The organism is Bacillus cereus group sp. MYBK108-1 (genome assembly GCF_051917185.1).
Classification (GTDB): Bacteria; Bacillota; Bacilli; order Bacillales; family Bacillaceae_G; genus Bacillus_A; species Bacillus_A cereus.
Genome location: NZ_JBQAHZ010000001.1, coordinates 562,367 through 588,278 on the forward strand (window position 1 = coordinate 562,367; position 25,912 = coordinate 588,278).

Below are 25,912 nucleotides of genomic sequence, written 5' to 3' on the forward strand. Positions count from 1 at the left end.
CTATTATGAAACAGAATAAATAATATTTTTAACAGATTGGATGACTGGCAATGGAATTGGTAAACTCAATTTTTCAAATACTCCTTACAAGCGTAATCCAATTATTATCTTTAATTGGCGTTATCATTGTAATTGGATTTCTATTAGGCTATTTAGAATCTCTCACACGGATGTATTGGTCGAGAGCTTTTGGAAGAAAAGGATTCCTATTAACGGCTTGGATCGGTGTTCCGATTCATGAACTTGGACATGCCATTATGTGCGTACTGTTCCGTCATAAAATTGTGGCGACTCAGTTCTTCCCAACAGATACAAGTCAAGGGGCTTTAGGTTACGTACAACATCAATACAATCAAAAAAGTGTGTATCAACGAATTGGGAATTTCTTCATCGGCATTGGGCCTATTATTTCTGGTATTACTGCACTAATCCTTTTAATGCGCTATTTCGTACCAGAATCATATTTTTTATTTAATACAACTCTCGAAAAAACGATTGCTTCTACTTCTATTAATATAGAAATGATCCAAAACATGCTCTTGTCGACGTTTGTATTATTGAAAAGCTTATTTACAATCGGTAATTTATTGAATCCTTCCTTTTGGTTATTTTTATTTATCGCCATTTGCATTTCCGCACATATCGCTTTAAGTAAACCAGACATTAAAGGATCAATAGACGGAGTTATCGTCATGTTTATCGTTTTATTTTTATTCAACATCATAGCGGGACTGTTCCAATACGACAGTAACCAGCTAATTGGACAGGTTATGAAATATAATATGTATCTCATTGCGTTTTCTAGTGTAGCACTGCTTTTCTCTTGTATTTCTACACTTGTTAGTTTTTCGTTTTATAAAATAAGAAGAGGGCGTTCTTTTTGAACTCCCTCTTCTTATTTTATATTCCCCTTATAATCACAATGCTCAACAGGCACACGAGCATGCCCTTCTTCATCGGTACACCATGACTGTGATTGGAATGCCAGAAAGATACCAATCCATTCTTCTTCCTTTTCAAAGTGAATGAGTATTCCTCCGTCTTGCCATATGCCATCATCACCTTGCCATTTTTCTACATTCCCTTGATTCATATGAATATCATGTATACCGTTTCCTGGTTTGAAATGAAAATAGGAATCTGGTGTATTTTCTTCTGGTCCCCATCTTTCACCAAATGCGTAAATAATTGCTTTTTCTTCTATCGCTCGTTTTATATAACGTTCTATTTTTTCATTTAAATCATTATCTGCTCCTGCTTTTTCAGGAGGTAAAGGAATCATTTGATTTGAGTCAAATAGATTTCCTCTTATATAATCTAAAGCTACTTTCGGTTCATTGTTTTTTATTTCTGTAAAACCGAATGGTAATGTCGGTAAAATATGAATCGCCTCTGACTTAATATTGTTACTCGCAAAATATAAAACTTCTGATGGATAACTTTGTGACTTTACGTTAATTGCAATACGATAATCTACTCCTGTCTCGCCCTGTAAATGAACTTGATAATGAGGTGTTTTCCCTTTTCCAATCTCTGATTGTATAACTGTACCTTTTAACACACCGTAGTTTTTTAGGGTCATACATTTCATCTCCTATTCATCTAGTAGAAGCTATTCATATTTAAATCATTATCCACTCATAAAAAAAATCCTCCTATATTAGGAGGATTTTTAATTTCTCAACATATACCAAACAATAACCTCTACCACTACAAGCAAAACCGCACCAAAAATCATTAACGTCGTCTTCTTTAATAGTTCATTTTCACGGTAAGGGATATTACATAAGTAAGCACCTAGTGTAATCCGTGATGGACAAGCGATTGTCGCTACTGATGATGCGGTGTTTTGAAGTGTTGTGACATATTGCCACGGGAGTGCTACGTTTTGTGCGGTTTGCATTTGTAGTTTTATAAACATTGCATTTGATCCTGCGTTACTACCTGTTAAAAATCCACCAATAGCGCCAATAAACGGCGCAACGAAAACGAAAAATGTTCCAAATGTATCACCAGCTGTCTTTGCGAGTAATGAATGCATGCCTGATGCACCCATTAGTTCTGAAATGGCGATAAACATTGTCGTCGTAATCGCAAAAGGAATCCATTGTTTGATCGTTTGTGAGAGTGATTGTTTAATAATATTAGACGGGATGCGGAAGAAAATAATAGTAAATAAGCAAGTCATACCGAGCCAAAATCCTGGTGAATATAGTAACTCTAGTTTGTAAGAGTATGATTTCAAATCAAGAACCGCATATGATCTGAACAAATCATGTAATGCTGGAACGAGGCGAGAAAGTAAAATACAAACTGTTAGAAATATATAAGGGCTAATAATTTTTATAATGGATACTTCTCTCTCCGTTGCAGCCGCATGCTCTGTTATAAGATTTTGCCCACTTTTTCCTTTTAATTTAATGATAAGAAAGCCAAAGGTAATCGTAACGATAGAACTTAATATCCCGGCTAGTTCAACACTTACGTATGCATTAGAAAGATAGATTCCGAGAGAAAATAATAGAAAGAATCCTACTCCTTCTTTCCACTTTTCTATAACCGCTTGCCAGCCGCCAACAACGTGTAAAGAAAGAATAACGAAGTAAGCAAACATCGGAATACTTAATAGCGCTGTATTTGTGCCAAGTGTTGTAAGAGGCATATTTATTAGCTGCGAACCGATAATCGTACCAGTTGCCATTGCGCCCCATGAACTAGCTAGTAAGCCGATGAATGAGAGTAGTACAGCTTGAAATGGTTTATATCCTAGTGAAAGAAAAATAGGGGCTGCAACCATGAAGCCGATACCGAATCCACTTACTGATTCAATAAGCGGGCAAATGCCAAAACACATAAGCAGCATTTGTAATAAGCGATCCTGAGTAACTTCTTCTAGAAAACGTGCTACTTGATCGATGTACCCCATTTTGTTCATGAGGTGAAATAAAAAAATACCGAAAAATAAAACGTACCCGACAATAAAACAAATTAACCATCCTTTAATCGTTGCGTGTACAGTTTCACTTATCCCTAATTGAAACGTTGGCGAGAGTAAAACGATTCCAACACATACAGCATAAGAAATTAACGAAGACCTTAATGACGTTTGTTTAAATAAAAATAAACAAATGAAAATCATCATAATTGGGATAAGTGCCAACAATATGGCCATGTTATCATCTCATTTCGTTTAAAATACAATTTTTAACTATTATATAACAGATGCTATAATTTTCAATTGTTTTTAAAACAGATTCAAAAAAGGAACCAAACGGCTCCTTTTCATTCACTCCCATTTTCTATTATCCTGAAAAACTGTCTGCTTTCCGACTATTTCTTTCAACACAACAAACACAATGTAAGTACATATTGCTTGCAATATAATATTCCAAAATTTCATTAATGTAAATGAATGAATCCGTAGAAATAGTTCGTTTAATAATACAATCGAAACGATACTAAATAATTCTATACTAATCGAAAATAGACATATTTCTAAAATAGACTGTTCTTGAATGCGATTTAAGTTGGAAAAGATGAATACATACCCTAAAAATAGAGCCATTAACTCTATTTTCGTCATGCTAATGAGCCAAGCGTATAACGGTACAGTTAAAAATAGATATAGTAATTTACGTCTTAGCATGCCTTCTCCCCCTCTGAATTATATGTATTTTCTGTATATTTTAACATTTATTACACAAAACAAAAAGAAGAGACTACGCCTCTTCTTTTTGTTTTGTTGCATATATTAATTCACATATTTCTTCTCGCTTTTCATTTTCTAAAAGCTCAATGACCTTACTTCCAACGACAACTCCGTCGCATATTGTAACCATTTCTTCTACATGTTCTTTTGTTGAGATGCCGAATCCAGCGACTACTGGTAAGTTGACGTGTGATTTTACTTTTTCTAAGTAACTATGAATCTCCTCTTTAAAGTTTTGACGTACTCCCGTTACGCCCGCTACTGTAACAGCATAAACGAACCCTTCTGATTCACTCGTAATTTTTTCAATTCTTTCAATAGGACTCGTTACGGTAACCAGTGGGATGAGCGCAATGTTTACCTCTCGAAGTAACGGCGCAATAATATTTTGTTCTTCATACGGTAAGTCTGGAACGATGATGCCGTCTACACCTGCTTCTATACAGTTCTCAATGAATCTCTCTTTTCCGAATGCAAGTACCGGATTTAAATATGTCATAAGAACAAAAGGCATTTGTACTTCTTTCCTTACCTCTGCTAACGCTTGAAAAATGCCTTTTAATGTTACGCCGCTATCTAGCGCTCGTTTCCCTGCTCTTTGAATCGTTGGGCCATCTGCAACTGGATCTGAAAACGGAATACCAATTTCAACGATGCTTGCTCCTGCTTCATCAAGAAAACGAATTCTTTCTTTTAATTTTTCAAGGCCACCATCTCCGCCCATTACGTACGGAATAAATGCTTTCTTGCCATTTTCAAACGCTGCTTTAATTTTTTCTACTCCCATTTTTTACACCTCTTCCATATAACGTTTTATACTCTCTACATCTTTATCACCGCGGCCAGATAAACAAATGACAAGCCCTTCATCTTTCTTCATTTGCGGCGCTAATTTTAATGCGTATGCGACAGCATGCGAGCTTTCTAACGCCGGGATAATGCCTTCTTTTTTCGTTAATAATTGAAATGCTTCTAATGCTTCTTCGTCTGTTATCGAATGATAGGAAACGCGGCCAATATCTTTTAGCAAGCTATGTTCTGGACCAACACCTGGATAATCAAGTCCTGCTGAAATAGAGTGTGCTTCTTGAATTTGTCCTTCTTCGTTTTGCAGAAGATACATCATTGATCCGTGGAGAACGCCAACGCTTCCTTTCGTTAAAGTTGCTGCATGCTTTTCTGTATGAACGCCTTTTCCAGCTGCTTCTACGCCGTAAAGAGCAACTTCTTCATCGTGTACGAACGGATAAAACATCCCCATCGCATTACTACCACCGCCAATACAAGCAACGACTGCTTCTGGTAACTTTCCTTCTAACGCCTCATATTGTTTTTTCGTTTCATTTCCAATTACACTTTGGAAATCACGGACAATTTGCGGGAATGGATGTGGTCCGAGAACAGATCCCATAATGTAGTGCGTATCATGCACATGTGAAACCCAGTAACGAAGCGCCTCGTTTACCGCATCTTTTAATGTACCGCTACCTGCCGCTACACTTTCTACTTTCGCTCCGAGTAATTCCATTCGGAACACATTTAATTTTTGACGTCTTACATCTTCTTCTCCCATAAAAATGACGCATTCTAATCCGAGAAGAGCACATACAGTAGCTGTTGCAACTCCGTGTTGTCCAGCTCCTGTTTCAGCGACAACTTTTTCCTTGCCCATTCGCACTGCAAGTAGTGCCTGACCGATTGTATTGTTAATTTTATGAGCTCCTGTATGGTTCAAATCTTCACGTTTTAAATAAATCTTTGCACCACCGCAATACTTCGTCATATTTTCAGCATAATATAGCGGTGTTTCTCTTCCGACGTACGTTTTTAAATAATGATTTAATTCCTTTTGAAATGCTTCATCTTGCATCGCTTCTTTATATGCTTCTTCTAGTTCTAGTACAGATTGCATTAACGTTTCTGGAACATATCGTCCTCCGTATATACCGTAATGTCCTTTTTCATCTGGATATGCGTAGTTCATTTGGAACACTCCTTCGCTTTTATAATAAATTGTTTTATTTTCTCTACATCTTTCTTTCCTTCTGTCTCTACTCCGCTGCTCACATCGACCATGTATGGCCGAACAGTTCGAATTGCTTCTTCTATATTAAGAGCGTTTAATCCACCAGCTAATATCGTTTTCTTTCGCAATTCTTTTGGCATATGCCCAAGTAGTTCCCATGAAAATGTCTTTCCATTTCCTCCATGAAACTTTTCTTTCGGGCTATCAAATAATATATAATCCGTTTCATACCTTTGAGCGTTTTTCATATCACTCTCTGAAGTTACTCCTAGCGATTTTATAGACGGAATATTCAATCTTCTAATTTGATGATTGTCTTCATCCCCATGTAGTTGTACATGTGTTAACCCGCACTCATCTGCAATTTTCTGGATCACTTCTACTGATTCATTTACGAAAACACCGATTTTTAACACGTTGGCTGGAAGCTCCTGAATGATTTCTTCCGCTCTCCTTGGAGTGATTTTCCGTTTACTTTCTGCAAAAACAAATCCGAGTGCATCTGCTCCGTATTCGCACGCACTTTTCGCTGTTTCCACATCAGTGATGCCGCAAATTTTCACTTTCATATATTCACCTTACAATCTTCAAAAAAACTACTAATAGAAGATGATGTCATAAGCGCCTCTCCAACTAATACACCTTTGGCTCCTGCTTTTTTAACACGAATAATATCCTCTTTTGAATGAATCCCGCTTTCGCTAATCCAAAGTAATTTCTCCTCATTTAATCGTTTTCCAAGCTTTTCTGTTTGGCCTAAATCGACTTCGAATGTTTTTAAATTACGGTTGTTAATACCGATAACGTGCGGATTTAATTCGATTGCAATTTCTAATTCCTCTTCATCATGAACTTCAACAATTGCTTCTAATCTTTTTTCTCGTACATAGCTATATAGCTCTTTTAATTTCTCTTTCGTTAAAGCTGCTACAATTAATAAAATAATATCTGCGCCAGCTTCATATGCTCTATCAATTTGAATCTTATCGATTATGAAATCTTTACATAAAAGCGGAATGTTACTTTCTTCTCTTGCTGTTTGTAAATCGTGAAACGATCCTTTAAAAAATTGACCATCTGTTAAAACAGATACTGCTCCTGCACCACATTTCTCATATGTTCCCACTTGTTTTCGTACGTCAACGTGTAAATTGATATCTCCTTTTGATGGTGATGCTCGCTTTACTTCTGCAATGACAGTAAACTGCTGTAACGCTTCTACAAGTGACTGTGTCTTTCTTTTTGTTTTTACTGGTGTATATATTTCATATAACTCCGCAACTTCCTTTTTCTTCTGTTCTACAATTTTATCTAAAATCGTCCCCACTTTAGTTCACCCTTTCTAATTTTTCGTTGCTTGCTACAATTAATAAGTTTAATTTGGCTAATGCTTTTCCAGAGTCAATGCTATGTGCCGCGAGTTTAATTCCTTCTTCAATCGTTTCCGTTTTTCCATTTGCGAAAAGAGCTAGACCTGCATTTAATAAAACGGTATCGCGATAAACACTCTTTTCTCCGCTCAATACTTCAAGCGTAATCTTTGCATTTTCTTTTGAATTCCCTCCTCTAATCTCTTCATTTTTCACTCTTGAAAAACCATACTTTTCTGGATCAATACTCATTTCTACTATTTCATTATCTTTTAAAATGACAACATGATTCTCTCCTTGTAATGATGCTTCATCTAAAAATCCACTTCCGTTTACGACAAGCGCTTGTTTTCTTCCCAGCTTCTGTAATACTTGCGCAACTGGTAGTAACATATCTCGTTTATAAATGCCGACAAATTGTGTTTCTAAATTTACCGGATTTGTTAAAGGACCAATTAAATTAAAGATCGTCGGCACGTTTAACTCTTTTCTTATTTTCATAATGCGCGTTAGTGCTGGATGCATCGCTGGTGCAAATAAAAATGCAATGCCCACATGCTCTAGTAAATAATCAATTTCGCTTGGCGTACTGCTAATATTTACACCTAATTCTTCTAATAAGTCCGCACTTCCTGTTTTACTAGAAACAGCACGATTACCATGTTTTGCAACCTTTACGCCAGCTCCTGCCAGTACAAATGCCGATGTTGTACTAATATTAAACGTTTGAGCACCGTCACCACCCGTTCCGCAATTGTCCATCGCTCCTTGTATATGGTTCGAAAATGGTAGTGCCTTTTCGCGAAGAGCTCGAACAAGGCCGTATATTTCTTCTGCAGTTTCACCTTTCGCTTTCAGTAAGACTAAAAAAGCTGCAATTTCACTTTCCAATATGTTTTCATTTAATAAAAGAAGCCCTGCTCTATACATTTCCTCTTCTGTTAAATGTTTCCCCTCCACTAATTTACGAAGATAGCTATTCATACACTTTCCTCCTCCTTCACTTCTGTTAAAAAGGCACGTATTAACTTTCCGCCTTCTTCTGTCGCGATTGATTCCGGATGAAACTGTAATCCGAATAGCGGATAATAATTGTGACGAACTGCCATAATTTCTCCATCGTCCATCGCTGTCGCTAATATGTCAAAACACTCTGGCAAGCTCGTTTGCGCTGCAACAAGGGAATGATAGCGCATTGCCGTTAGCGGCTGTGTAGCGTATGAAAAGATTGACGTTCCGTTATGTTTCACACGCGATGTTTTTCCATGTTTAATACATTCTGCTCTAACAATGTCTCCTCCAAATGCAGCTATGATCGCTTGGTGGCCAAGACAAATCCCTAATATGGGAACGTTCTTATAAAAATGACGGATGACGTCGATACAAATGCCAGCATCCTCTGGTTTTCCTGGTCCTGGTGAAAGTACAATTCCTCTTGGATTCACCTCTTCTAACTGTTCTATCGTTATTTCATCATTTCTTACAACTACAATTTCTTCTTCATATTCGCCTAACAGTTGATACAAGTTATATGTGAACGAATCGTAATTATCGATAAGTACAATCATTTCATTACCTCCAAAAGCGCTCTCGCTTTATTTAATGTTTCTTCATATTCAGCTACTGGATCTGAATCGTAAACGACTCCTGCTCCTGCCTGAACGTATGCTTTTTCATCCTTTACGACCATCGTTCGAATGGCGAGCGCCATATCAAGATTTCCTGAAAAACTAACGTATCCAACTGCACCAGCGTATACATTTCTTTTTTCATTCTCTAGTTCATTTATAATTTCCATCGCTCTAATTTTCGGAGCTCCAGAAACCGTCCCTGCTGGTAAGCAATACGCTAACGCATCAAATCCTCCCATTTGTTTTTGCAATGTTCCGTAAACTTCGGATACAATGTGCATAACGTGAGAATATTTTTCTACTTTCATATATTTATCTATCGTAACCGAGCCGATTTCACTCACTCTACCAATATCGTTTCGCCCAAGATCTACAAGCATCATATGCTCTGCTCGCTCTTTCTCATTGCCTAACAGTTCTTTTGCGATTTCCTCATCTTCCCTCTTCGTTTTCCCCCTCGGCCTTGTACCAGCAATTGGATTCGTCATCACTTTATCCTCCCTTACTGATAGTAAACTTTCCGGCGAAGAACCGAGTACAACATAATCTTGAAAATCGATATAGAACATATATGGTGATGGATTTGCAATTCGAAGTTTTCGATATAACGCGAATGGATCACCAATACATTCACTTTGTAAACGCTGTGACAGTACAACTTGGAATATGTCTCCCGCTCTTATATATTCTTTCGCCATTTCTACCATCTCACAAAACTCTTTTTCCGTTATAGAAGAAGTAAATGATAATGGGGATTGTATTGTATTTACTTCAGCTTCTTCTCCTTGTAGCACTTCCTCTTTGTATACTCGTAGCCTTTCGTATACTTCTTCATAATCTGCTGAATCATCTTGCCTGCATACATATACAAACGACAACTTTTGGCGTAAATGATCGTAAACGATAAACTCACGATATAGTAAAAGGTGTACTTCCGGAATATTTAATAGGTCGTGTAAATCCGCTCCAATGTTTTCATACTGCCGAATGACATCATATCCAATATAACCAACTGCTCCTCCGCAAAATGGAAATGGACTGTCTACTTGTGATGGTGCGATTACTTCTTCTAACACTTGCAGTACATTACCTTGTAACTTTTCTGCCCGGCCGTAAATCGTTCGTTCCACTTCCGTACCAACGCTTTTCACTTCTCCATAAGGATTACATCCCAAGTAAGAATAACGCCCTTTATCTTGATGAAGCTGTGAACTTTCTAATAAGAATTTCTGCTTCCCTTTCATACGTCTATATAAAGAAATTGGCGTAATGCTATCTCCTTCTTCTTCAGTGATTACTAAAAATGTCTTTCTCTCTCTTTTTTGTTTTATAAATTCTTCTTTCGTCATCATGTCCTTCACCTCGCCCTGAAAAATAAAAAAATCCTCTACATATCGAAAATATGTAGAGGACGATAAATATACCGCGGTACCACCTCGTGTTGGATGCAAAAGCATCCCGCTTTGTTCAGGTACAAAATTTATACCTTATCCTTGTAACGGCGGAACCCGGGTTGCCTACTGAAAATAATTGTTCAGCATACCTCTCGTAAGCCCATTCCGTATATGGCACCGTACCGGGCTCCCACCTATTCCCGGCTCTCTGTAACGTCTCCAATATACGTACTCTTCTTACTTAAACGATTTCATTTATTTAATTTTTTATACACAAAAAGGGAGTACTCATCCTATAGAAAGGACGGGTACTCCCGTGGTGCCACCTTAATTCGTTACAAATGTAACGCACTTTACCGTATCAAAAACAATACGTGTCTCTTGTATCGATGAGATCATGTCGCCAAAGCCTACTTCTTTCGTTTCGGTTTGGAAGCTCCGAAGCCCATTCCACATCAATTCCATACTGATTCGCACCAACCATCAGCTCTCTGACATGTTCATCATGTGTACTCTTCTTCATCAACGCTTGCATTTTTTTAAGTTGCACTCATTATAGACCTGACTTTTTTCACAAGTCAATACTTTTTTAAAAATTTTATTTTTCTTTCCTTTCAATATTATATTGACAAAACAACCTCTTTTTATGTAAATATAATAAATACTCTATTAAAAATAAGGTTTTTTGTATGAATATTATATATTAAAAAAGTAAAATGACATCAAAAAACGCTTACATTTCTGAAAATTCATATTTCTATATGGATTTTTCAGAATAATCATGATAGATTATAAATATGCATAACGCATCAAAAGACATGACAAAAGGAAGGGGAACTACATGAGTACGCAGATGTTAACTTTAACTTCGATCTCTATCTACATGCTCGGGATGTTAGTAATTGGCTATTTCGCCTACAAACGAACGTCCAACTTAACAGATTATATGCTTGGCGGGCGTACACTAGGCCCCGCAGTAACAGCATTAAGTGCTGGAGCATCCGATATGAGTGGTTGGCTTTTAATGGGATTACCCGGTGCAATGTTTAGCGTTGGATTAAGTAGTAGTTGGATTGCGATCGGCCTAACACTAGGCGCATACGCAAACTGGCTTTATGTCGCTCCTCGCTTACGTACCTACTCAGAAATTGCAAATAACTCTATTACTATCCCAGAATTTTTGGAACACCGTTTCCACGACAAATCTCATATGCTACGTTTAGTATCTGGACTTGTTATTATGATTTTCTTTACTTTCTATGTAGCTTCAGGATTAGTTTCAGGCGCTGTATTATTTGAAAATTCATTTGGCATGAACTATCATGTTGGATTATTCATTGTAGCAGGCGTTGTTGTAGCTTACACATTATTTGGTGGTTTCTTAGCAGTAAGTTGGACAGACTTCGTGCAAGGAATCATTATGGTAGTTGCTCTTATTCTTGTTCCTATCGTAACAATTATGAATTCGAACGGACTTGGACCTGCATTTGATACAATTCGATCTGTAGATTCAACACGTCTAGATATTTTTAAAGGTGCCTCTACTTTAGGAATGATTTCTCTATTCGCATGGGGCCTTGGTTATGTCGGACAACCTCATATTATCGTACGCTTTATGGCAATCGCTTCTGTAAAAGAACTTAAAAGCGCACGAAGAATTGGTATGAGCTGGATGATTTTCTCTGTTGTCGGAGCTATGTTTACTGGTCTTATTGGTATTGCTTACTATTCACAACAAGAGTTAACATTATCTAACCCAGAAACAATTTTCCTTGAACTTGGGAAAATTTTATTCCACCCACTTATTACTGGATTTTTATTAGCCGCAATTTTAGCAGCGATTATGAGTACAATCTCATCTCAGTTACTCGTTACTTCTAGTGCCGTAACGGAAGACTTATATCGTACATTCTTCAAACGTTCTGCATCTGATAAAGAACTTGTATTTGTCGGTCGTATGGCTGTACTTGTTATTGCATTAGTTGGGTGCGCTTTAGCGTTTAAACAAAATGATACGATTTTAGCTCTTGTTGGATACGCTTGGGCTGGTTTTGGTTCTTCATTCGGACCTGCTATTTTATTAAGCTTATATTGGAAGCGTATGACGAAATGGGGCGCGCTTGCTGGTATGATTTCTGGTGCCGCTACTGTTATTATCTGGACTCAATTCAAATTCTTAAAAGATTTCTTATATGAAATGATTCCAGGTTTCGCTATTAGTTTACTAGCCATCGTAATTGTTAGTTTACTAACACAACCTTCAAAAGAAGTTGAAGAGCAATTTGAGGATTTCGAAAAACAACATCGTCATAATTTATAAAAAAATCTCTGCTGTTATCGTAACAGCAGAGATTTTTTACAGTTCGACAATCTTCTTATCAAATTTAACAAATTCTTTATGTTTCGTTAAATTTAACATAACACTACTCCTTTATAGTATGAGTATCAGCACTTATACAGAAAGGGGACTCCAACATGTTAGCAGCTTTCCAGCAACAACAAACACGAAAATTTTCACCTATCACAAATACTTCTGCGTCTTGTTTAAACATGCAACCTAACCCGCCTAAAATTTCAATTGCTCCTTCTGTTATTTCAGTCATCGGTGTTCATATGGAAAAACATAAATTAAAAATAAAAACGGGACAAAACATTGTGTTAGCAGCTTCTACTTTGCCAATACAAGCAACGAATAAAGAGCTTATTTGGTCAAATATGAATTCTGATATCATCACCATATATCCAAAAGGTGACACCGTGACGATTACTGGAAAAAGTGCAGGTAAAGCAGTCGTAATTGTCACAACTGCTGAAGGCAAATTCCGTGACCTATGTGTCATTCACGTACAACCTTATATGACAAACCCAAAGTAAAAGAGTGGCTTCGTAGCCACTCTTTTACTTTGTTTCAATATTTGAGTTTTTACTTTTTACAAGGTTAATAAATTGTTCTTTATTTCTTGGAGAAATAATTTCTGTTTTTATGTGTATCGTAAACAATTTCAAGTCGGTCAAATGATAATGCATGAGCTGCTATTGGATTTTTCGTATTTGAAATTTGTTTTATATCTCGTATAAATATACGTTTTGTAACGAGACCCGATCTAATCGTAATTGTTTCTTTCCCGGCAATATATTTTGCCAAAAATCAACTCCAACTAAACAACATTGCTAATGGAATTGTAAAAAGCAAAAGAAAATATTCTCTCCCTGCAAATATAGGAGCAAAACAGGCGCCTACAACAATAAAAAAAATTGGATGTAACCATACATCTTTTTTTGATGGAAATTCCATTTTCCTCCCCCTTCTACACCCGTATTTCTATAAAACAAAAAGAGAAGTATCACAACTTCTCTTTTCTCCCCTAACACTATAATTCCTGTGTATACACCGGCTCGTTTACGACATTTTTTGCTGTACGTTTTTGTTGCTGCAGTAAGAAAACAGATACACCAAACAATACGAGCATGCTACCGATAATTTGCATTGCATTTAATTTTTCTCCAAGTAAGAAGAACGCAAGTATAGATGCTCCAACAGGTTCTCCTAAAATACTCATTGAAATTGTCGTTGCATTTACATAATTTAATAGCCAGTTATTAATTACATGTGACACTGTTGGCACAATTGCAAGTAAAAGAAAAACAGTCCAATCCCACCTCGTATAACCTGTAAAGGGAACTTGTAATATGACATTATAAATCCCCATAAAAAGACCTGCGAACGCAAAGACTGTAAAGCTATAAATCCAGTGCGATACTTTCTTCACTGTCGTTTGCCCGATAAATAAATAACCGACAACTGCTATTACACTTAGAAAGGATAATATGTCACCATAAATTGCTTGCTTACTTAAACCTAAATCTCCCCAACCAATGCACATTACTCCTAAAATAGCGATTCCCATCGTTGCAATGGCTGAATATGTTGTTCTTTCTTTAAATAGAAAAAAACCTCCAACTAAAGATACGATTGGTTGAAGTGCCAAAATAATTGTTGAACTAGCAACTGTTGTATGCTTTAAAGATTCAAACCATAAAAGAAAATGAAGTGCTAAAAAGAAACCAGATCCAATTAAAAAGCCCCAATCTTTCATTTGAATCCTATTAAATTCCTCTCTTTTTTTCCATACGATAGGCAGCATAATAAGTACGATAATCCATAAGCGGTACATACTTAATATTGAAGATGGTGCTGAGGACATCTTTACAAAAACTGCTGCAAAGGAAATGGCAATTATAGAAATAGCCAATGGTAGTGCGATTGATTTTTCTTGTTTCAAATCCTGTCTCCCCTCTCACCTGTCAAAAATCCCACTTCATTATATCCGTTTTCTTTCGTAACTTAAATACTAATTTTTTAGATTCTTCGTACCATTATGGTAAAATAGAAATTAAGGCACCAATTAGTGAATATTTCTTTCCTTTTCACTACAAGCGTCGCTCTTACAATCGTTACAGTAAATTTTTATTTAGGGGGATCTACATGAGTCAAACAATAGGGAGAATTGAAGAAATTTCATTTTATAGCGCATCACTTCAAGAAGATGTTACACTTCTCGTTTATTTACCAGTAAATTACACACCACTGCACAAACATACAGTTGTAATTGCACAAGATGGTAGAGATTATTTTCAGCTCGGTAAAGCGCACCGTGTCATTGAGCGCCTTCGTGAAACCGAAGAAATTGACCGTACAATTATTGTCGGTATTCCATATAAAAATGTACATGATCGTAAAGAAAAATATTTCCCAAATGAAGTGAAAAATGCTGCATATATTCGTTTCCTTGCTCATGAACTTGCACCATATATTGATGAAAATTATCCAACGTACCAAATGGGAAAAGGTCGTGTTTTAATTGGTGATTCTCTTGGCGGAACAGTTTCCTTTATGACTGCACTTATGTATCCGCATACATTCGGTAAAGTCGTTATGCAATCACCATTTGTGGATGAGACAGTGATGAACTTAGCAAAAGAATTCAAAGATCCACAGGCGTTAGAACTGTATCACGTCATCGGTACAGAAGAAACGGCTGTAAAGCGTACTGATGGACAAGTATCTGATTTCGTAGGGCCGAACCGTGAGTTAAATACGCTTCTTACAGATAGAAACTTCATCACGCATTACGAGGAATTTGAAGGCAATCATACTTGGAAATATTGGCAGACTGATTTACCGAAAGCCTTCTCTCATATTCTATCAATGAAATAATAGAGAGCAGTATTCAGAATAATTTGATATAATAGATAAAGAGATTTATTTATCTCAAAATCTAACTAGACTTACAAAGGGAGGAATTGGAACATGAAATTAGGCATTGTAATTTTTCCATCTAAAATGATTCAAGATAAAGCGAACGGATTGCGTAAACGTTATGACCCGCACTACGCATTAGTTCCGCCACATATTACATTGAAAACACCCTTTGAGGCCCAAGATGAACAATTAGAGTCGATTGTAAACGAGTTACATACAATCGCAAGTAAAACGAACCCTTTCACCCTTCATGTTGGGAAAGTTGGTTCTTTCGCACCTGTTAATAACGTCCTTTACTTTAAAGTAGAAAAAACACCTGAACTTACTTTCTTAAATGAAGAAATGCATAGCGGGTTATTCACGCAAGAACGCGAATATGCTTTCGTACCTCATTTAACAATCGGACAAGGCTTATCAGATGCAGAGCATGCTGATGTGTTGGGCCGATTACGTATGAAAGATTTCTATTACGAACAACCAATTGATCGTTTCCATCTTCTATATCAATTAGAAAATGGAACATGGACTGTACACGAAACATTCCGTCTTGGAAAGGGGAACAACTAATTTGCACGCACAGATTGTACAAACGGACGAACAACTAAGAGATGCATTCTCTGTACGTAAACAAGTGTTTGTAAATGAACAACGTGTCTCTGCTGAAGAAGAGTACGATGAGTTTGAAGAAACTTCAACACACGTTGTTATATATGACAATGATGTTCCAGTTGGTGCTGGACGTTTTCGCATACTTGATGGTATAGGAAAAATGGAACGCATTTGCGTGCTAAATTCCCATCGCAAAAAAGGGATTGGAAAAATTGTTATGGATTCTCTTGAAGCGTATGCAAAAGAAAATTCGCTACCAAAATTGAAACTTCACGCTCAAACACATGCTGAAGATTTCTATAAAAAACTTGGATATGTAACAAGTTCTGATGTATTTATGGAAGCAAATATCCCGCACGTCGTAATGATAAAAAAATTGTAATTTGAAAACAGGAGGTAACCCCTCCTGTTTTTTTACATTGCTATTTTCTTTTTCTTCCGCTAAAGTTAAATGTTGATGCTATAGTTTTGAAGGTGAACATATGACACAAGAAAAATTTTCACAAAAATCGTTAACACACGCTGATATTCCGCGTGCGACATATCATATTCCGAAAACATCTACCCATTTAATTATGGAAGAAGATGTAGATGCGGCTTATTTCCGCGCTCTTGAACAACAAAATGTTTTTTTAAACGAAAAACAATTAGAAGCCGTGCGCACAACAGAAGGTCCTGTTCTTACACTAGCTGGTGCTGGAAGCGGGAAAACATCTGTTTTAACAACTCGCGTTGGTTATTTAGTAAATGTAAAACAAGTTCATCCACGAAATATTTTATTACTTACATTTACACAAAAAGCAGCTGAAGAAATCCGAAGTCGTGTTGCGAAGTTACCAGGTATGAATCATGCAGCAAGTAGCTACGTTGTTGCTGGTACATTCCACTCTGTTTTCTTAAAATTGCTTCGTAGTCAAGGTTATAATCAGCAAATTTTAGCAAATGAAAAACATAAACAAATTATGATAAAGAAAATCTTAAAAGAATTGCGTTTAAAAGACGATTATGATGCGGAAACGATGCTCGCGATGATTTCACTTGAAAAAAACAAATTAAATCGTCCGAAAGATGTAAAAGCGAAAACACCAGTGGAACAAGAATTTAAAGAAGTATATGAACGTTTTGAAGAGGTAAAACAACGATACAATTATATTGATTTCGATGACATCTTATTGGAAACATATTATATGTTAGAAAATAATGCTCCTTTACTAACTCAATTACAACAACGTTTTCACTACATTGAAGTAGATGAGTTTCAAGATACATCCTATGCACAATATGAAATTGTAAAATTGTTAGCCACGCCAAGAAATAATTTGTTCATCGCAGGTGATGATGATCAAGCAATTTATGGCTGGCGAGGGGCAAGTCACCAAATTATTTTATCTTTTCCAAAAGAATTTGATAACACAACAATTATTGCACTAAATACGAATTATCGATCCAATCCCTTTATCGTCGGGCTTGGAAATGAAGTTATAAAATTAAATCAAGAACGTTTTGATAAAGAGCTATACTCCGTTCGTGAGGAAGGTGTACAACCTTTTTATGCAAGACCTGCTACGACTCTTGATGAAGCAAATCAAATTTTACAGCTCATTCAAGAAAAAGTAGATAGCGGTGAACGAAACTATAAAGATTTTTGTTTACTGTATCGCACACATTCTGTAAGTCGTTCGTTACTTGATCAGCTTACCATTCATAAAATCCCGTTTATTAAACACGGGGCGAGCCAATCATTTTATGAACATTCTTTAATTAAGCCTGTATTAGATCATTTAAGACTCGTGATTGAGCCGTTTCGACTAGAATCACTTTCAAACATATTGCCGACGATGTATATCGGACGTGATGATTGTATTTCATTTATTGAACGTGAACAATGGAAATATGGTGAGGGACGCTTCCCTTCTCTTCTTCATTTCTTACTATTAAATCCAAGCTTAAAACCTTTTCAAGTGAAAAAGGTAAATGAGCGCATCGATTTTATTAAGTTTATTAAAGAATTAGAACCGAAAAAAGCATTAAAAGAAATCATTCATGGTAAAGGAAAATATTTAGAGTACTTACAAAGTAACGATCGTTCTTCCTTTACGATGCATAAAGACATACAAGAAGAAATGTTGGAAGAATTAATGGAGTCTGCAACTCGTTTCACCGATATTCCAGCTTATTTACAATTTATCGACGAGGCGATTCAAGGTCAAAAAGAAATGGAAGCATTAAAAACAATGCCGCAAAAAGATGCCGTTTCACTTATGTCAATCCATAACGCAAAAGGCCTTGAATTTCCATGTGTCTTTTTACTTGGAGCGAGTGATGGAATCCTGCCCCATACTTCTTCTTTAAAAGATGCAAATGATCGTATTACGGAAACTTCTGAAGCGCTAGAAGAAGAACGCCGATTACTGTATGTCGCCATTACACGTGCGAAAGAAGAACTTTACATTTCTTCTCCGCAATTTTTCAGAGGAAAGAAATTAGACATATCTCGTTTTTTATATACTGTGCGAAAAGATTTACCTGAAAAGACATCCACTAAATAAGGATGTCTTTTTTTATATCACGTTATGTACATCCCTCCTATATAAATTCCTTGTTTTTATCGTGAGAATTAACGTAATATCAGCCATATCCCACTCATATTGTAATAGTGTATGTCAGAACTCACGAGAAGGAGTGAACATAATGAGCTGCAATTGTAACGAAGACCATCATGAACATGATTGTGATTTCAACTGTGTATCTAATGTCGTTCGCTTTATACATGAACTGCAAGAATGTGCAACGACAACATGTGGATCTGGTTGCGAAGTTCCATTTTTAGGAGCACATAACACTGCATCAGTAGCGAATACACGTCCTTTTATTTTATACACAAAAGCCGGAGCACCTTTTGAAGCATTTGCACCATCTTCAAGCCTTACTAGTTGCCGATCTCCAATTTTCCGCGTAGAAAGTATAGATGATGATGACTGTGCTGTATTACGTGTATTAACTGTAGTATTAGGTGATAACTCACCCGTACCACCTACTGATGACCCAATTTGTACATTTTTAGCTGTACCAAATGCAAGATTAGTATCAACCTCCACTTGCATTACTGTTGATTTAAGTTGCTTCTGTGCTATTCAATGCTTACGCGATGTTACAATTTAAAACTAAATAATGAGTTAAGTATGGATTGGGTGGCAGAGTATTCTGCCACCCAATCCATGCTTAAAGAGTATTCTTATGTAAATTTCTTAAAATTGGGAACTTGTCTAGAACATAGAACCTGTCCTTTTCATTAACTGAAAGTAGAAACAGATAAAGGAGTGAAAAACATGTTCTCTTCTGATTGCGAATTTACTAAAATTGATTGCGAGGCAAAACCAGCTAGTACACTACCTGCCTTCGGTTTTGCTTTCAACGCGTCTGCACCTCAGTTCGCTTCACTATTTACACCACTATTATTACCTAGCGTAAGTCCAAACCCAAATATTACTGTTCCTGTAATAAATGATACAGTAAGTGTTGGAGATGGCATTCGAATTCTACGAGCTGGTATTTATCAAATCAGTTATACATTAACGATTAGTCTTGATAACGCACCTGTAGCACCAGAAGCTGGTCGTTTCTTCTTATCATTAAATGCGCCAGCTAACATTATTCCTGGATCAGGTACAGCGGTTCGTTCTAACGTTATTGGTACTGGTGAAGTAGACGTATCCAGCGGTGTTATTCTTATTAACTTAAACCCTGGTGACTTAATTCGAATTGTACCAGTTGAGTTAATTGGAACTGTAGACATCCGTGCAGCAGCATTAACAGTTGCACAAATTAGCTAGTAAAAAGCGGTATTTCTAATACAGAAATACCGCTTTTTATATATAATAAAAACACTCACAGTAACATGAGTGTTTCATTCTTCATAGTGTTTTATTGTGTTCTTCTTTTTTCCACAATTACATCCCTTTTTCTTCACAAATCCTTGTTGTTGCAATTGTTCTTGATATGCCTGTTGTTGTGCATGGTGCTGTTGCTGTATTTGATACCACTGCTGCAGGTCATATGAATTTTGCCTTGGATTATTGCTCACAGCAAACATCTCCTCTACTGTCAATTCTGTCTATTTACTATATGAACAACTCTTTATTTCCGTTCCCTCATTCTTTTAAACTCCGCTTTTTCTCTTATTATGAAAATATATTATTCTCCCATAAAATATCCTGTAATCGTTTCAATGATTGCTGCTGCTCCTGCAATAGCTAATAATGCAAGTAACGGCTCCGCAACAATAGGAATCCAATTATATAAAACTAATAAAAAAGCACTAACCCATACACCTGTACACCAATAACAGCTTAATAATTCGCCAATCCACTTTCTTAATCCTTTACCTTTCACTTTTGTAAACGTTGATACACTTCCATCTGGCTCCGTAATCTCTAATTCATCAATAAATGGTCTTCGCAAAAAGGCTGTAATTTTATCATAAACAATTAAACGAGTGAGCCTAAAGGCTGCTAACGCGAAAATAAAAAATAAAAGCCAGCTTGTAAACAGCATAATTCCACCTTCCCTTATCCTCTTTCGCCTATTTAAAAAAAAAGGTCTTGAGATTGTGACCAAATCTCCTCGACTCCAATATCTTATTAATGTAAATACAAACAAGAAGATAAGGAGTGACATTAATGAGTTGTAACGAAAATAAACACCATGGCTCTTCTCATTGTGTAGTTGACGTTGTTAAATTCATCAATGAATTACAAGATTGTTCTACAACAACGTGTGGATCTGGTTGTGAAATCCCATTTTTAGGTGCACATAATACTGCATCAGTAGCAAATACACGTCCTTTTATTTTATACACAAAAGCTGGAGCACCATTTGAAGCATTTGCGCCATCTGCAAGCCTTGTTGGCTGCCGATCTCCAATTTTCCGTGTGGAAAGTGTAGATGATGATAGCTGTGCTGTACTACGTGTATTAAGTGTAGTATTAGGTGATAGCTCTCCTGTACCACCTACTGATGACCCAATTTGTACGTTTTTAGCTGTACCAAATGCAAGACTAGTATCGACATCTACTTGCATTACTGTTGATTTAAGCTGTTTCTGTGCGATTCAGTGCTTACGCGACGTTACTATCTAATAAGTGAAGTAAACTAAAAAACTATTGGGGTGGTAGAAGCTTTCTACCACCTTTACATATTTAAAAGCCGGCCATACTAATTGATTGGATATCATCTATAGACAACCTAATATCTCTCATACTATTTTGCGGCATAATAGATACGATGCCATTACGATACGATATGATTGATCCAACATAAGAAACTGTAGCTGTTTTTATTCTGCACCTTACTTTCGGAATATAATGAGGGCGGTTTAATAAAAAATGAATTTTTTCATCATTATTCATATCCTTAAATGATTTATTATGTGGGACAGTTCTTACTGGTTCTGGTTCTTGCTCTTCTTGTTCTGCATGCTCTTCTTTTTCCTCTTCTTCTATTTTCCCTTCCACTTGCTGTTCTTCTTGTTGTTCTATTACCTCTTCCACAGCACTACTTACAACATTTTCCTGTATGTTACTTTTTTCTTTTGGATCTTCATTTTCAAAGTTTGTCAGGATAATCCTTTTTATTTTCGGTGCAGCAAGTTCTAAACTTACTTGCGCAATATATAACAACGGTTTTCCAACTGTTGAACTTTTATTTTTATTCTTCACACTCGTCCCTCCCACTTCCATACGTAGCTGAATAAATCGTGTACTATTATAGTTATATTCATCACGTGGCAAGAACTTTCGTTAAAAATCGTTCTTTCTCAGAACAAATAAAAGGACAATCTCAGCATTTAGAGATTGTCCTTTAAAAATTAATATTATATTTATCCTAGGATATGATACCCTGAATCAACATGAATGTTTTCTCCTGTTACACCGCGTGCTAAATCACTGAATAGGAATACTGCTGTATCGCCAACTTCTTCTTGCGTTGTTGTACGACGAAGTGGTGCGCGCTCCTCAATTTCTCTTAAGATTGAGTTGAAATCGCCTACACCTTTTGCAGATAACGTACGAATTGGTCCTGCAGAAATAGCGTTAACACGAATACCGTGTTGACCTAAATCGTTCGCTAAATATTTCACGCTCGCTTCTAATGAAGCTTTCGCAACCCCCATAACGTTATAATTTTTCACAACGCGCTCGCCGCCAAGGTATGTTAACGTTAAAATATTTCCGCCTTCTGTCATTACTTTTTTTGCTTCTCTTGCTACAGCTGTTAAAGAGAATGCACTAATATTTTGTGCAAGTAAAAATCCATCGCGAGAAGTATCTACAAATTCACCTTTTAAGTCATCGCGATTTGCAAAAGCAATACAATGTGCTACACCGTGAATAGTACCTACTTCTTGTTTAATTGTTTCAAAGCAAGCTGTAAGTTCCTCATCATTCGTTACATCACAAGGTAATACAAGTGATTCTTGTCCTTCTAATGTGTCCGCTAATTCACGAACGTTTCTTTCTAAACGTTCTCCTGCATATGTGAATATTAATTTTGCACCTGCATTATGCAAAGAGCGAGCTATTCCCCATGCAATACTTCTTTGGTTCGCAACGCCCATAACAACAAATGTTTTCCCTTGTAATAGTTCCATGATATATCCTCCCAGAAATACTTATACTTGTTATTAGTACCTGATACTATAATTATAGTACCATAAAACCGCTTAAAGGCAAACAAAAAAGTCATTAACAGAAATTTGTTAATGACTTTTGGTTTCTATAAAAAACCGCTCTAATCCTTCTTCCCAAGACGGCATTTGTGAAAAACCATTTAATCTTAGCATGTTATGTTGAAAAATAGAATATTTGGGCCTCGCAGCCGCAGCCCCGAATTCTTCCGTTGAAACAGGTAATACATTCACTTTCATATTGGCGTACGAAAATATCTTTTGTGCAAATTCAAACCAAGAGCATGAGCCTCTGTTTGATACGTGGTATGTACCGTATAAAGAAGTATGAATGAGCTTATTAATAACCATATTCAAATCCGCCACATACGTAGGAGAGCCAACTTGATCCGCTACAACAGATATTTCATCTCTTTCTTTTCCTAATCGCATCATCGTTTTCACGAAATTATTCCCATATTTACCATATAGCCACGATGTGCGAACGATAAAATATTTATTATGTAACTCTTTGACGAACTGCTCCCCCGTATACTTAGAGGCCCCATATATATTTATCGGCGCTGGACTATGAAATTCGTCGTATCCATCTGGTCTGGCGCCTTGAAATACATAATCAGTACTAATATAAACTAGCTTCGCCCCTACTAATTGTGAAGCGACTGCTACATTTCGAGCTCCGATTGCATTTATTCTATACGCAAGATCCTGTTCTTTCTCCGCATGATCTACTTTCGTATAGGCAGCACAATGAATAATTATATGTGGTTTTATTTCTTGTACCACTTGTTGTATTCGGGATATATTTGTCACATCTAATAACTTTTTATCAAATGGATATATATCATATTCTTCAGAGTCTAACTCTTCAAATAGTTGCTTTCCTAATTGACCGTTTGCTCCTGTTATGATAACCCTCTCTTTCATTTAACATGCCCCTTACTGGTCTTTTAGTGGTTTCCACCATTCCTTATTCTTTTCATACCATTTCACCGTCTCTTGTAATCCTTGTTCAAACGTATATTTCGGTTCCCAATCAAATTCATTCTTCATTTTCTCTGCATCAATCGCATAACGACGATCGTGCCCTAAACGATCTGTAACATATTTAATTTCTTTTTTTGTTTTTCCTAAAAGATTAATAATTTGTTCCACAACTTCTACATTTGTTTTTTCATTATTTCCACCTATATTATATACTTCTCCTACACGTCCCTTATGCAAAACAACGTCAATCGCACCGCAATGATCCGTTACATGTAACCAATCTCTTACATTTAAACCATCACCATATAACGGTAATTTTTTTCCTTCCAGTGCATTCGTAATCATTAATGGAATTAATTTCTCGGGATACTGGTACGGCCCATAATTGTTAGAACAACGCGTTACTATAACCGGTAATTGATATGTTTTATAGTAAGATAGAGCTATCATGTCCGCGCTCGCCTTACTTGAAGAATATGGACTATTTGGAGCTAACGGTGTTTTCTCTGTAAACTTCCCTGTTTTTCCTAAAGAGCCATACACTTCATCTGTTGACACTTGCACAAGTTTTATATGCGAATATTTTTTAACTAGTTCTAATAAAGTGACCGTCCCAATTACATTTGTATCATAAAAAGGGATCGGATTTTCAATACTACGGTCCACATGTGATTCAGCTGCAAAATTTACAATCACTTGTACGTCTCGCTCTTTTATAACATGTTCTAATAGCTCTCCATTTTGAATTTCTCCTTTTACAAAAGAGTAATTCGGGTGATTCTGAAGAGATTTTACGTTATTTAAATTCCCGCTATATGTTAGCGCATCGTAATTAATAATTTTATAAGTTTCATAACTTTGTAGCATGTAATGAACGAAATTACTTCCAATAAATCCAGCCCCACCTGTTACTAATATATTCATAAACAACGCTCCTACTTAAAAACTATCTTCATATTCCTCTAGTAATGGTAATAACTGATCCTTATCAGACAATATAGGATCAGTTACTGGCCAAGGAATTGCTAAATCTTTATCTTCCCAAAGTAATCCTGAGTCATGCTCTGCGCTATAATATTCATCTACTTTATACATAACGATAGTATGCGGAACAAGCGTGCAAAATCCATGCGCAAACCCTTTTGGCACTAGTAATTGCCGATGGTTATCTGCACTTAAAATATATCCTTTCCATTGTTTAAATGTTGGTGATTTTTTTCGTAAATCAACGATAACATCATAAATTGCCCCTTGCATAACTTGAATGAGTTTCGTTTGTGCTTTCGGTTTTTTTTGAAAGTGTAGTCCCCGAATCGTTCCTGCCTTAGCCGAATAAGATACGTTATCCTGTACAAATGAATACGTTATCCCTAATGTTTCTAGCACCTGCTTATTATAACTCTCTGAAAAAAAGCCACGCTCGTCTCCAAACAACCTCGGTTCTAACAATTTTGCATCGGTAAAATTTGTTTCTACAACTTTCATATTCTCACCTATTCTCCGTTAAACTGTTTCCCAAAATTAATATCACGCGCTAACGTATTCGCCTTTTGAAGCGAAGCATGAGTTCCCGCATCAGTCCACCAACCGCTCATTTCATTATAAGTAAGTACCCCTCGTTTTAAATACCAATTATTTATATCTGTAATTTCAAGTTCTCCCCGCGCAGAAGGTTTTAATTCTTTAATATAAGAAAAGACTTTCGAATCATACAAATAAATTCCCGTAACCGCATAAGAACTCTTCGGCTCTTTCGGCTTTTCTTCAATTTCAACTATTTTTCGGTTTTGAATATGTGCCACGCCAAATCTTTCGGGATCTTCTACAGATTGCAATAGCACTTTCGCACCTTCTTCTTGATTTGCAAACTCTTCAACATACGGAAGAATATCATCTGAAAAAATATTATCCCCTAATATAACTACCATACGATCATTCCCGACGAAATCTTCACAAAGCCCTAACGCCTGTGCGATCCCGCCCGCTTTATCTTGCACACGATACGTAAAGGATACTCCAAATTCATGACCACTTCCTAAAAAGCTAACAACATCCCCCATATGCTCTTTACCTGTAATAATCATAATATCTGTAATATCACATTGTTTTAACTTATATACCGCATGATAAATCATCGGATACCGACCAACAGGAAGTAAATGTTTATTCGTTACTTTCGTTATTGGATATAATCTCGATCCAGTACCACCTGCTAAAATAATCCCTTTCACTTTGCAT

At 36.5% G+C, this 25,912-nt stretch carries 29 protein-coding genes, 1 pseudogene and 2 other annotated features; of the genes and pseudogenes, 10 read left to right on the plus strand and 20 right to left on the minus strand.

The genetic code is table 11. The annotated features are described in order from the left end of the window. The first annotated feature begins 50 nt into the window (after positions 1-50). Positions 51-884: a hypothetical protein gene (locus tag ACTFSL_RS02925; protein WP_033695718.1), complete on the plus strand. Its 834-nt coding sequence runs from the start codon at positions 51-53 to the stop codon at positions 882-884. Between the two features lie 11 nt (positions 885-895). On the opposite strand, the gene ACTFSL_RS02930 is transcribed toward ACTFSL_RS02925, so the two are convergent. From ACTFSL_RS02930 to trpE, 10 genes are all read right to left on the minus strand, one after another. Further along, positions 896-1,582: a DUF2278 family protein gene (locus ACTFSL_RS02930; protein WP_000172949.1), complete on the minus strand. Its 687-nt coding sequence runs from the start codon at positions 1,580-1,582 to the stop codon at positions 896-898. A 90-nt stretch (positions 1,583-1,672) separates the two neighbouring features. After that, positions 1,673-3,172 carry an L-lactate permease gene (locus ACTFSL_RS02935; RefSeq protein ID WP_327946537.1) on the minus strand — a complete coding sequence of 500 codons (1,500 nt, stop codon included), beginning with the start codon at positions 3,170-3,172 and terminating at the stop codon, positions 1,673-1,675. A gap of 114 nt (positions 3,173-3,286) precedes the next feature. Continuing rightward, positions 3,287-3,646, minus strand: coding sequence for a DUF4029 domain-containing protein (locus tag ACTFSL_RS02940; RefSeq protein WP_000946131.1), 360 nt, complete (start codon positions 3,644-3,646; stop codon positions 3,287-3,289). Positions 3,647-3,719: 73 nt separating this feature from the next. Continuing rightward, positions 3,720-4,496, minus strand: a complete 777-nt coding sequence (trpA, locus tag ACTFSL_RS02945; RefSeq protein WP_000537825.1) for a tryptophan synthase subunit alpha — start codon at positions 4,494-4,496, stop codon at positions 3,720-3,722. A gap of 3 nt (positions 4,497-4,499) precedes the next feature. Further along, positions 4,500-5,693 (minus strand): tryptophan synthase subunit beta, encoded by a 1,194-nt coding sequence (trpB, locus tag ACTFSL_RS02950; RefSeq protein WP_440041138.1) that lies wholly within the window; start codon positions 5,691-5,693, stop codon positions 4,500-4,502. Beyond that, positions 5,690-6,304 (minus strand): phosphoribosylanthranilate isomerase, encoded by a 615-nt coding sequence (locus ACTFSL_RS02955; protein WP_440041140.1) that lies wholly within the window; start codon positions 6,302-6,304, stop codon positions 5,690-5,692. Before ACTFSL_RS02955 ends, trpB begins: the two co-directional genes overlap by 4 nt. Continuing rightward, positions 6,301-7,062 (minus strand): indole-3-glycerol phosphate synthase TrpC, encoded by a 762-nt coding sequence (trpC, locus tag ACTFSL_RS02960; protein ID WP_440041141.1) that lies wholly within the window; start codon positions 7,060-7,062, stop codon positions 6,301-6,303. Before trpC ends, ACTFSL_RS02955 begins: the two co-directional genes overlap by 4 nt. Before the next feature lies 1 nt (position 7,063). Next, a complete protein-coding gene (gene trpD, locus ACTFSL_RS02965; RefSeq protein WP_001089853.1) occupies positions 7,064-8,089 on the minus strand; it encodes an anthranilate phosphoribosyltransferase in 1,026 nt (341 codons plus the stop codon). After that, positions 8,086-8,673 carry an aminodeoxychorismate/anthranilate synthase component II gene (locus tag ACTFSL_RS02970; protein WP_440041144.1) on the minus strand — a complete coding sequence of 196 codons (588 nt, stop codon included), beginning with the start codon at positions 8,671-8,673 and terminating at the stop codon, positions 8,086-8,088. Before ACTFSL_RS02970 ends, trpD begins: the two co-directional genes overlap by 4 nt. After that, the gene (trpE, locus tag ACTFSL_RS02975; RefSeq protein WP_071740061.1) at positions 8,670-10,088 is read right to left on the minus strand and encodes an anthranilate synthase component I; all 1,419 of its coding nucleotides are present in this window, start codon (positions 10,086-10,088) and stop codon (positions 8,670-8,672) included. The genes ACTFSL_RS02970 and trpE overlap by 4 nt, the downstream gene beginning before the upstream one ends. Positions 10,089-10,140: 52 nt before the next feature. Next, positions 10,141-10,385: a binding site (T-box leader), on the minus strand. Positions 10,386-10,427: 42 nt separating this feature from the next. Then, positions 10,428-10,665: a binding site (T-box leader), on the minus strand. 306 nt (positions 10,666-10,971) lie between these two features. Between trpE and putP the strand changes: the two genes are divergently transcribed. Together putP and ACTFSL_RS02985 are read left to right on the plus strand one after the other, a co-directional pair. Then, entirely contained in the window at positions 10,972-12,450 is a 1,479-nt protein-coding gene (putP, locus tag ACTFSL_RS02980) for a sodium/proline symporter PutP (protein ID WP_440041145.1), read from the plus strand. A gap of 155 nt (positions 12,451-12,605) precedes the next feature. Continuing rightward, on the plus strand, positions 12,606-13,004 hold the full coding sequence (locus tag ACTFSL_RS02985; RefSeq protein ID WP_000878731.1) for an Ig-like domain-containing protein: 399 nt from the start codon (positions 12,606-12,608) through the stop codon (positions 13,002-13,004). A 24-nt stretch (positions 13,005-13,028) separates the two neighbouring features. Here ACTFSL_RS02985 and ACTFSL_RS02990 read toward each other — a convergent pair. Beyond that, a pseudogene (locus ACTFSL_RS02990) lies at positions 13,029-13,425 on the minus strand (PH domain-containing protein). 76 nt (positions 13,426-13,501) lie between these two features. Beyond that, positions 13,502-14,413, minus strand: a complete 912-nt coding sequence (locus ACTFSL_RS02995; protein WP_000806943.1) for a DMT family transporter — start codon at positions 14,411-14,413, stop codon at positions 13,502-13,504. 203 nt (positions 14,414-14,616) lie between these two features. Here ACTFSL_RS02995 and ACTFSL_RS03000 point away from each other — a divergent pair, with 203 nt between their 5' ends. The 6 genes from ACTFSL_RS03000 (at position 14,617) to exsF (ending at position 19,835) form a co-directional block, all read left to right on the plus strand. Continuing rightward, positions 14,617-15,348, plus strand: coding sequence for an alpha/beta hydrolase (locus ACTFSL_RS03000; RefSeq protein WP_000084013.1), 732 nt, complete (start codon positions 14,617-14,619; stop codon positions 15,346-15,348). A 93-nt stretch (positions 15,349-15,441) separates the two neighbouring features. Further along, a complete protein-coding gene (locus tag ACTFSL_RS03005) occupies positions 15,442-15,960 on the plus strand; it encodes a YjcG family protein (RefSeq protein ID WP_000765863.1) in 519 nt (172 codons plus the stop codon). A 1-nt stretch (position 15,961) separates the two neighbouring features. Then, positions 15,962-16,384 (plus strand): GNAT family N-acetyltransferase, encoded by a 423-nt coding sequence (locus ACTFSL_RS03010; RefSeq protein WP_000543296.1) that lies wholly within the window; start codon positions 15,962-15,964, stop codon positions 16,382-16,384. A gap of 100 nt (positions 16,385-16,484) precedes the next feature. Continuing rightward, positions 16,485-18,551, plus strand: a complete 2,067-nt coding sequence (locus tag ACTFSL_RS03015) for an ATP-dependent helicase (RefSeq protein WP_000191201.1) — start codon at positions 16,485-16,487, stop codon at positions 18,549-18,551. A gap of 142 nt (positions 18,552-18,693) precedes the next feature. After that, the gene (gene cotY, locus ACTFSL_RS03020; RefSeq protein ID WP_001277698.1) at positions 18,694-19,164 is read left to right on the plus strand and encodes a spore coat protein CotY; all 471 of its coding nucleotides are present in this window, start codon (positions 18,694-18,696) and stop codon (positions 19,162-19,164) included. Between the two features lie 167 nt (positions 19,165-19,331). Then, positions 19,332-19,835 carry an exosporium protein ExsF gene (gene exsF / locus ACTFSL_RS03025; protein WP_440041146.1) on the plus strand — a complete coding sequence of 168 codons (504 nt, stop codon included), beginning with the start codon at positions 19,332-19,334 and terminating at the stop codon, positions 19,833-19,835. 74 nt (positions 19,836-19,909) lie between these two features. On the opposite strand, the gene ACTFSL_RS03030 is transcribed toward exsF, so the two are convergent. Together ACTFSL_RS03030 and ACTFSL_RS03035 are read right to left on the minus strand one after the other, a co-directional pair. Next, positions 19,910-20,095 (minus strand): hypothetical protein, encoded by a 186-nt coding sequence (locus ACTFSL_RS03030; RefSeq protein WP_014894818.1) that lies wholly within the window; start codon positions 20,093-20,095, stop codon positions 19,910-19,912. 101 nt (positions 20,096-20,196) lie between these two features. Next, entirely contained in the window at positions 20,197-20,556 is a 360-nt protein-coding gene (locus tag ACTFSL_RS03035) for a DUF1360 domain-containing protein (protein ID WP_000899662.1), read from the minus strand. Positions 20,557-20,681: 125 nt separating this feature from the next. On the opposite strand from ACTFSL_RS03035, the gene exsY reads away from it, so the two are divergent. Beyond that, the gene (gene exsY / locus ACTFSL_RS03040) at positions 20,682-21,140 is read left to right on the plus strand and encodes an exosporium assembly protein ExsY (protein WP_001277735.1); all 459 of its coding nucleotides are present in this window, start codon (positions 20,682-20,684) and stop codon (positions 21,138-21,140) included. 60 nt (positions 21,141-21,200) lie between these two features. Here the strand turns inward: exsY and ACTFSL_RS03045 are convergent, their stop codons facing one another. The 6 genes from ACTFSL_RS03045 to ACTFSL_RS03070 all read right to left on the minus strand — a co-directional run bounded on the left by ACTFSL_RS03045 (position 21,201) and on the right by ACTFSL_RS03070 (position 25,905). Continuing rightward, positions 21,201-21,740 carry a spore coat CotO family protein gene (locus ACTFSL_RS03045; RefSeq protein ID WP_440041235.1) on the minus strand — a complete coding sequence of 180 codons (540 nt, stop codon included), beginning with the start codon at positions 21,738-21,740 and terminating at the stop codon, positions 21,201-21,203. 140 nt (positions 21,741-21,880) lie between these two features. Next, positions 21,881-22,651: an enoyl-ACP reductase FabI gene (fabI, locus tag ACTFSL_RS03050; protein WP_000421886.1), complete on the minus strand. Its 771-nt coding sequence runs from the start codon at positions 22,649-22,651 to the stop codon at positions 21,881-21,883. 108 nt (positions 22,652-22,759) lie between these two features. Continuing rightward, positions 22,760-23,614, minus strand: coding sequence for a dTDP-4-dehydrorhamnose reductase (rfbD, locus tag ACTFSL_RS03055; protein ID WP_000664657.1), 855 nt, complete (start codon positions 23,612-23,614; stop codon positions 22,760-22,762). Positions 23,615-23,626: 12 nt separating this feature from the next. Further along, complete coding sequence (gene rfbB / locus ACTFSL_RS03060) at positions 23,627-24,598, minus strand: dTDP-glucose 4,6-dehydratase (RefSeq protein ID WP_440041147.1); 972 nt, start codon at positions 24,596-24,598, stop codon at positions 23,627-23,629. A 15-nt stretch (positions 24,599-24,613) separates the two neighbouring features. Continuing rightward, entirely contained in the window at positions 24,614-25,159 is a 546-nt protein-coding gene (gene rfbC / locus ACTFSL_RS03065) for a dTDP-4-dehydrorhamnose 3,5-epimerase (RefSeq protein ID WP_440041148.1), read from the minus strand. Between the two features lie 8 nt (positions 25,160-25,167). Continuing rightward, positions 25,168-25,905, minus strand: a complete 738-nt coding sequence (locus ACTFSL_RS03070; RefSeq protein WP_000676156.1) for a sugar phosphate nucleotidyltransferase — start codon at positions 25,903-25,905, stop codon at positions 25,168-25,170. Positions 25,906-25,912 lie beyond the last annotated feature (7 nt).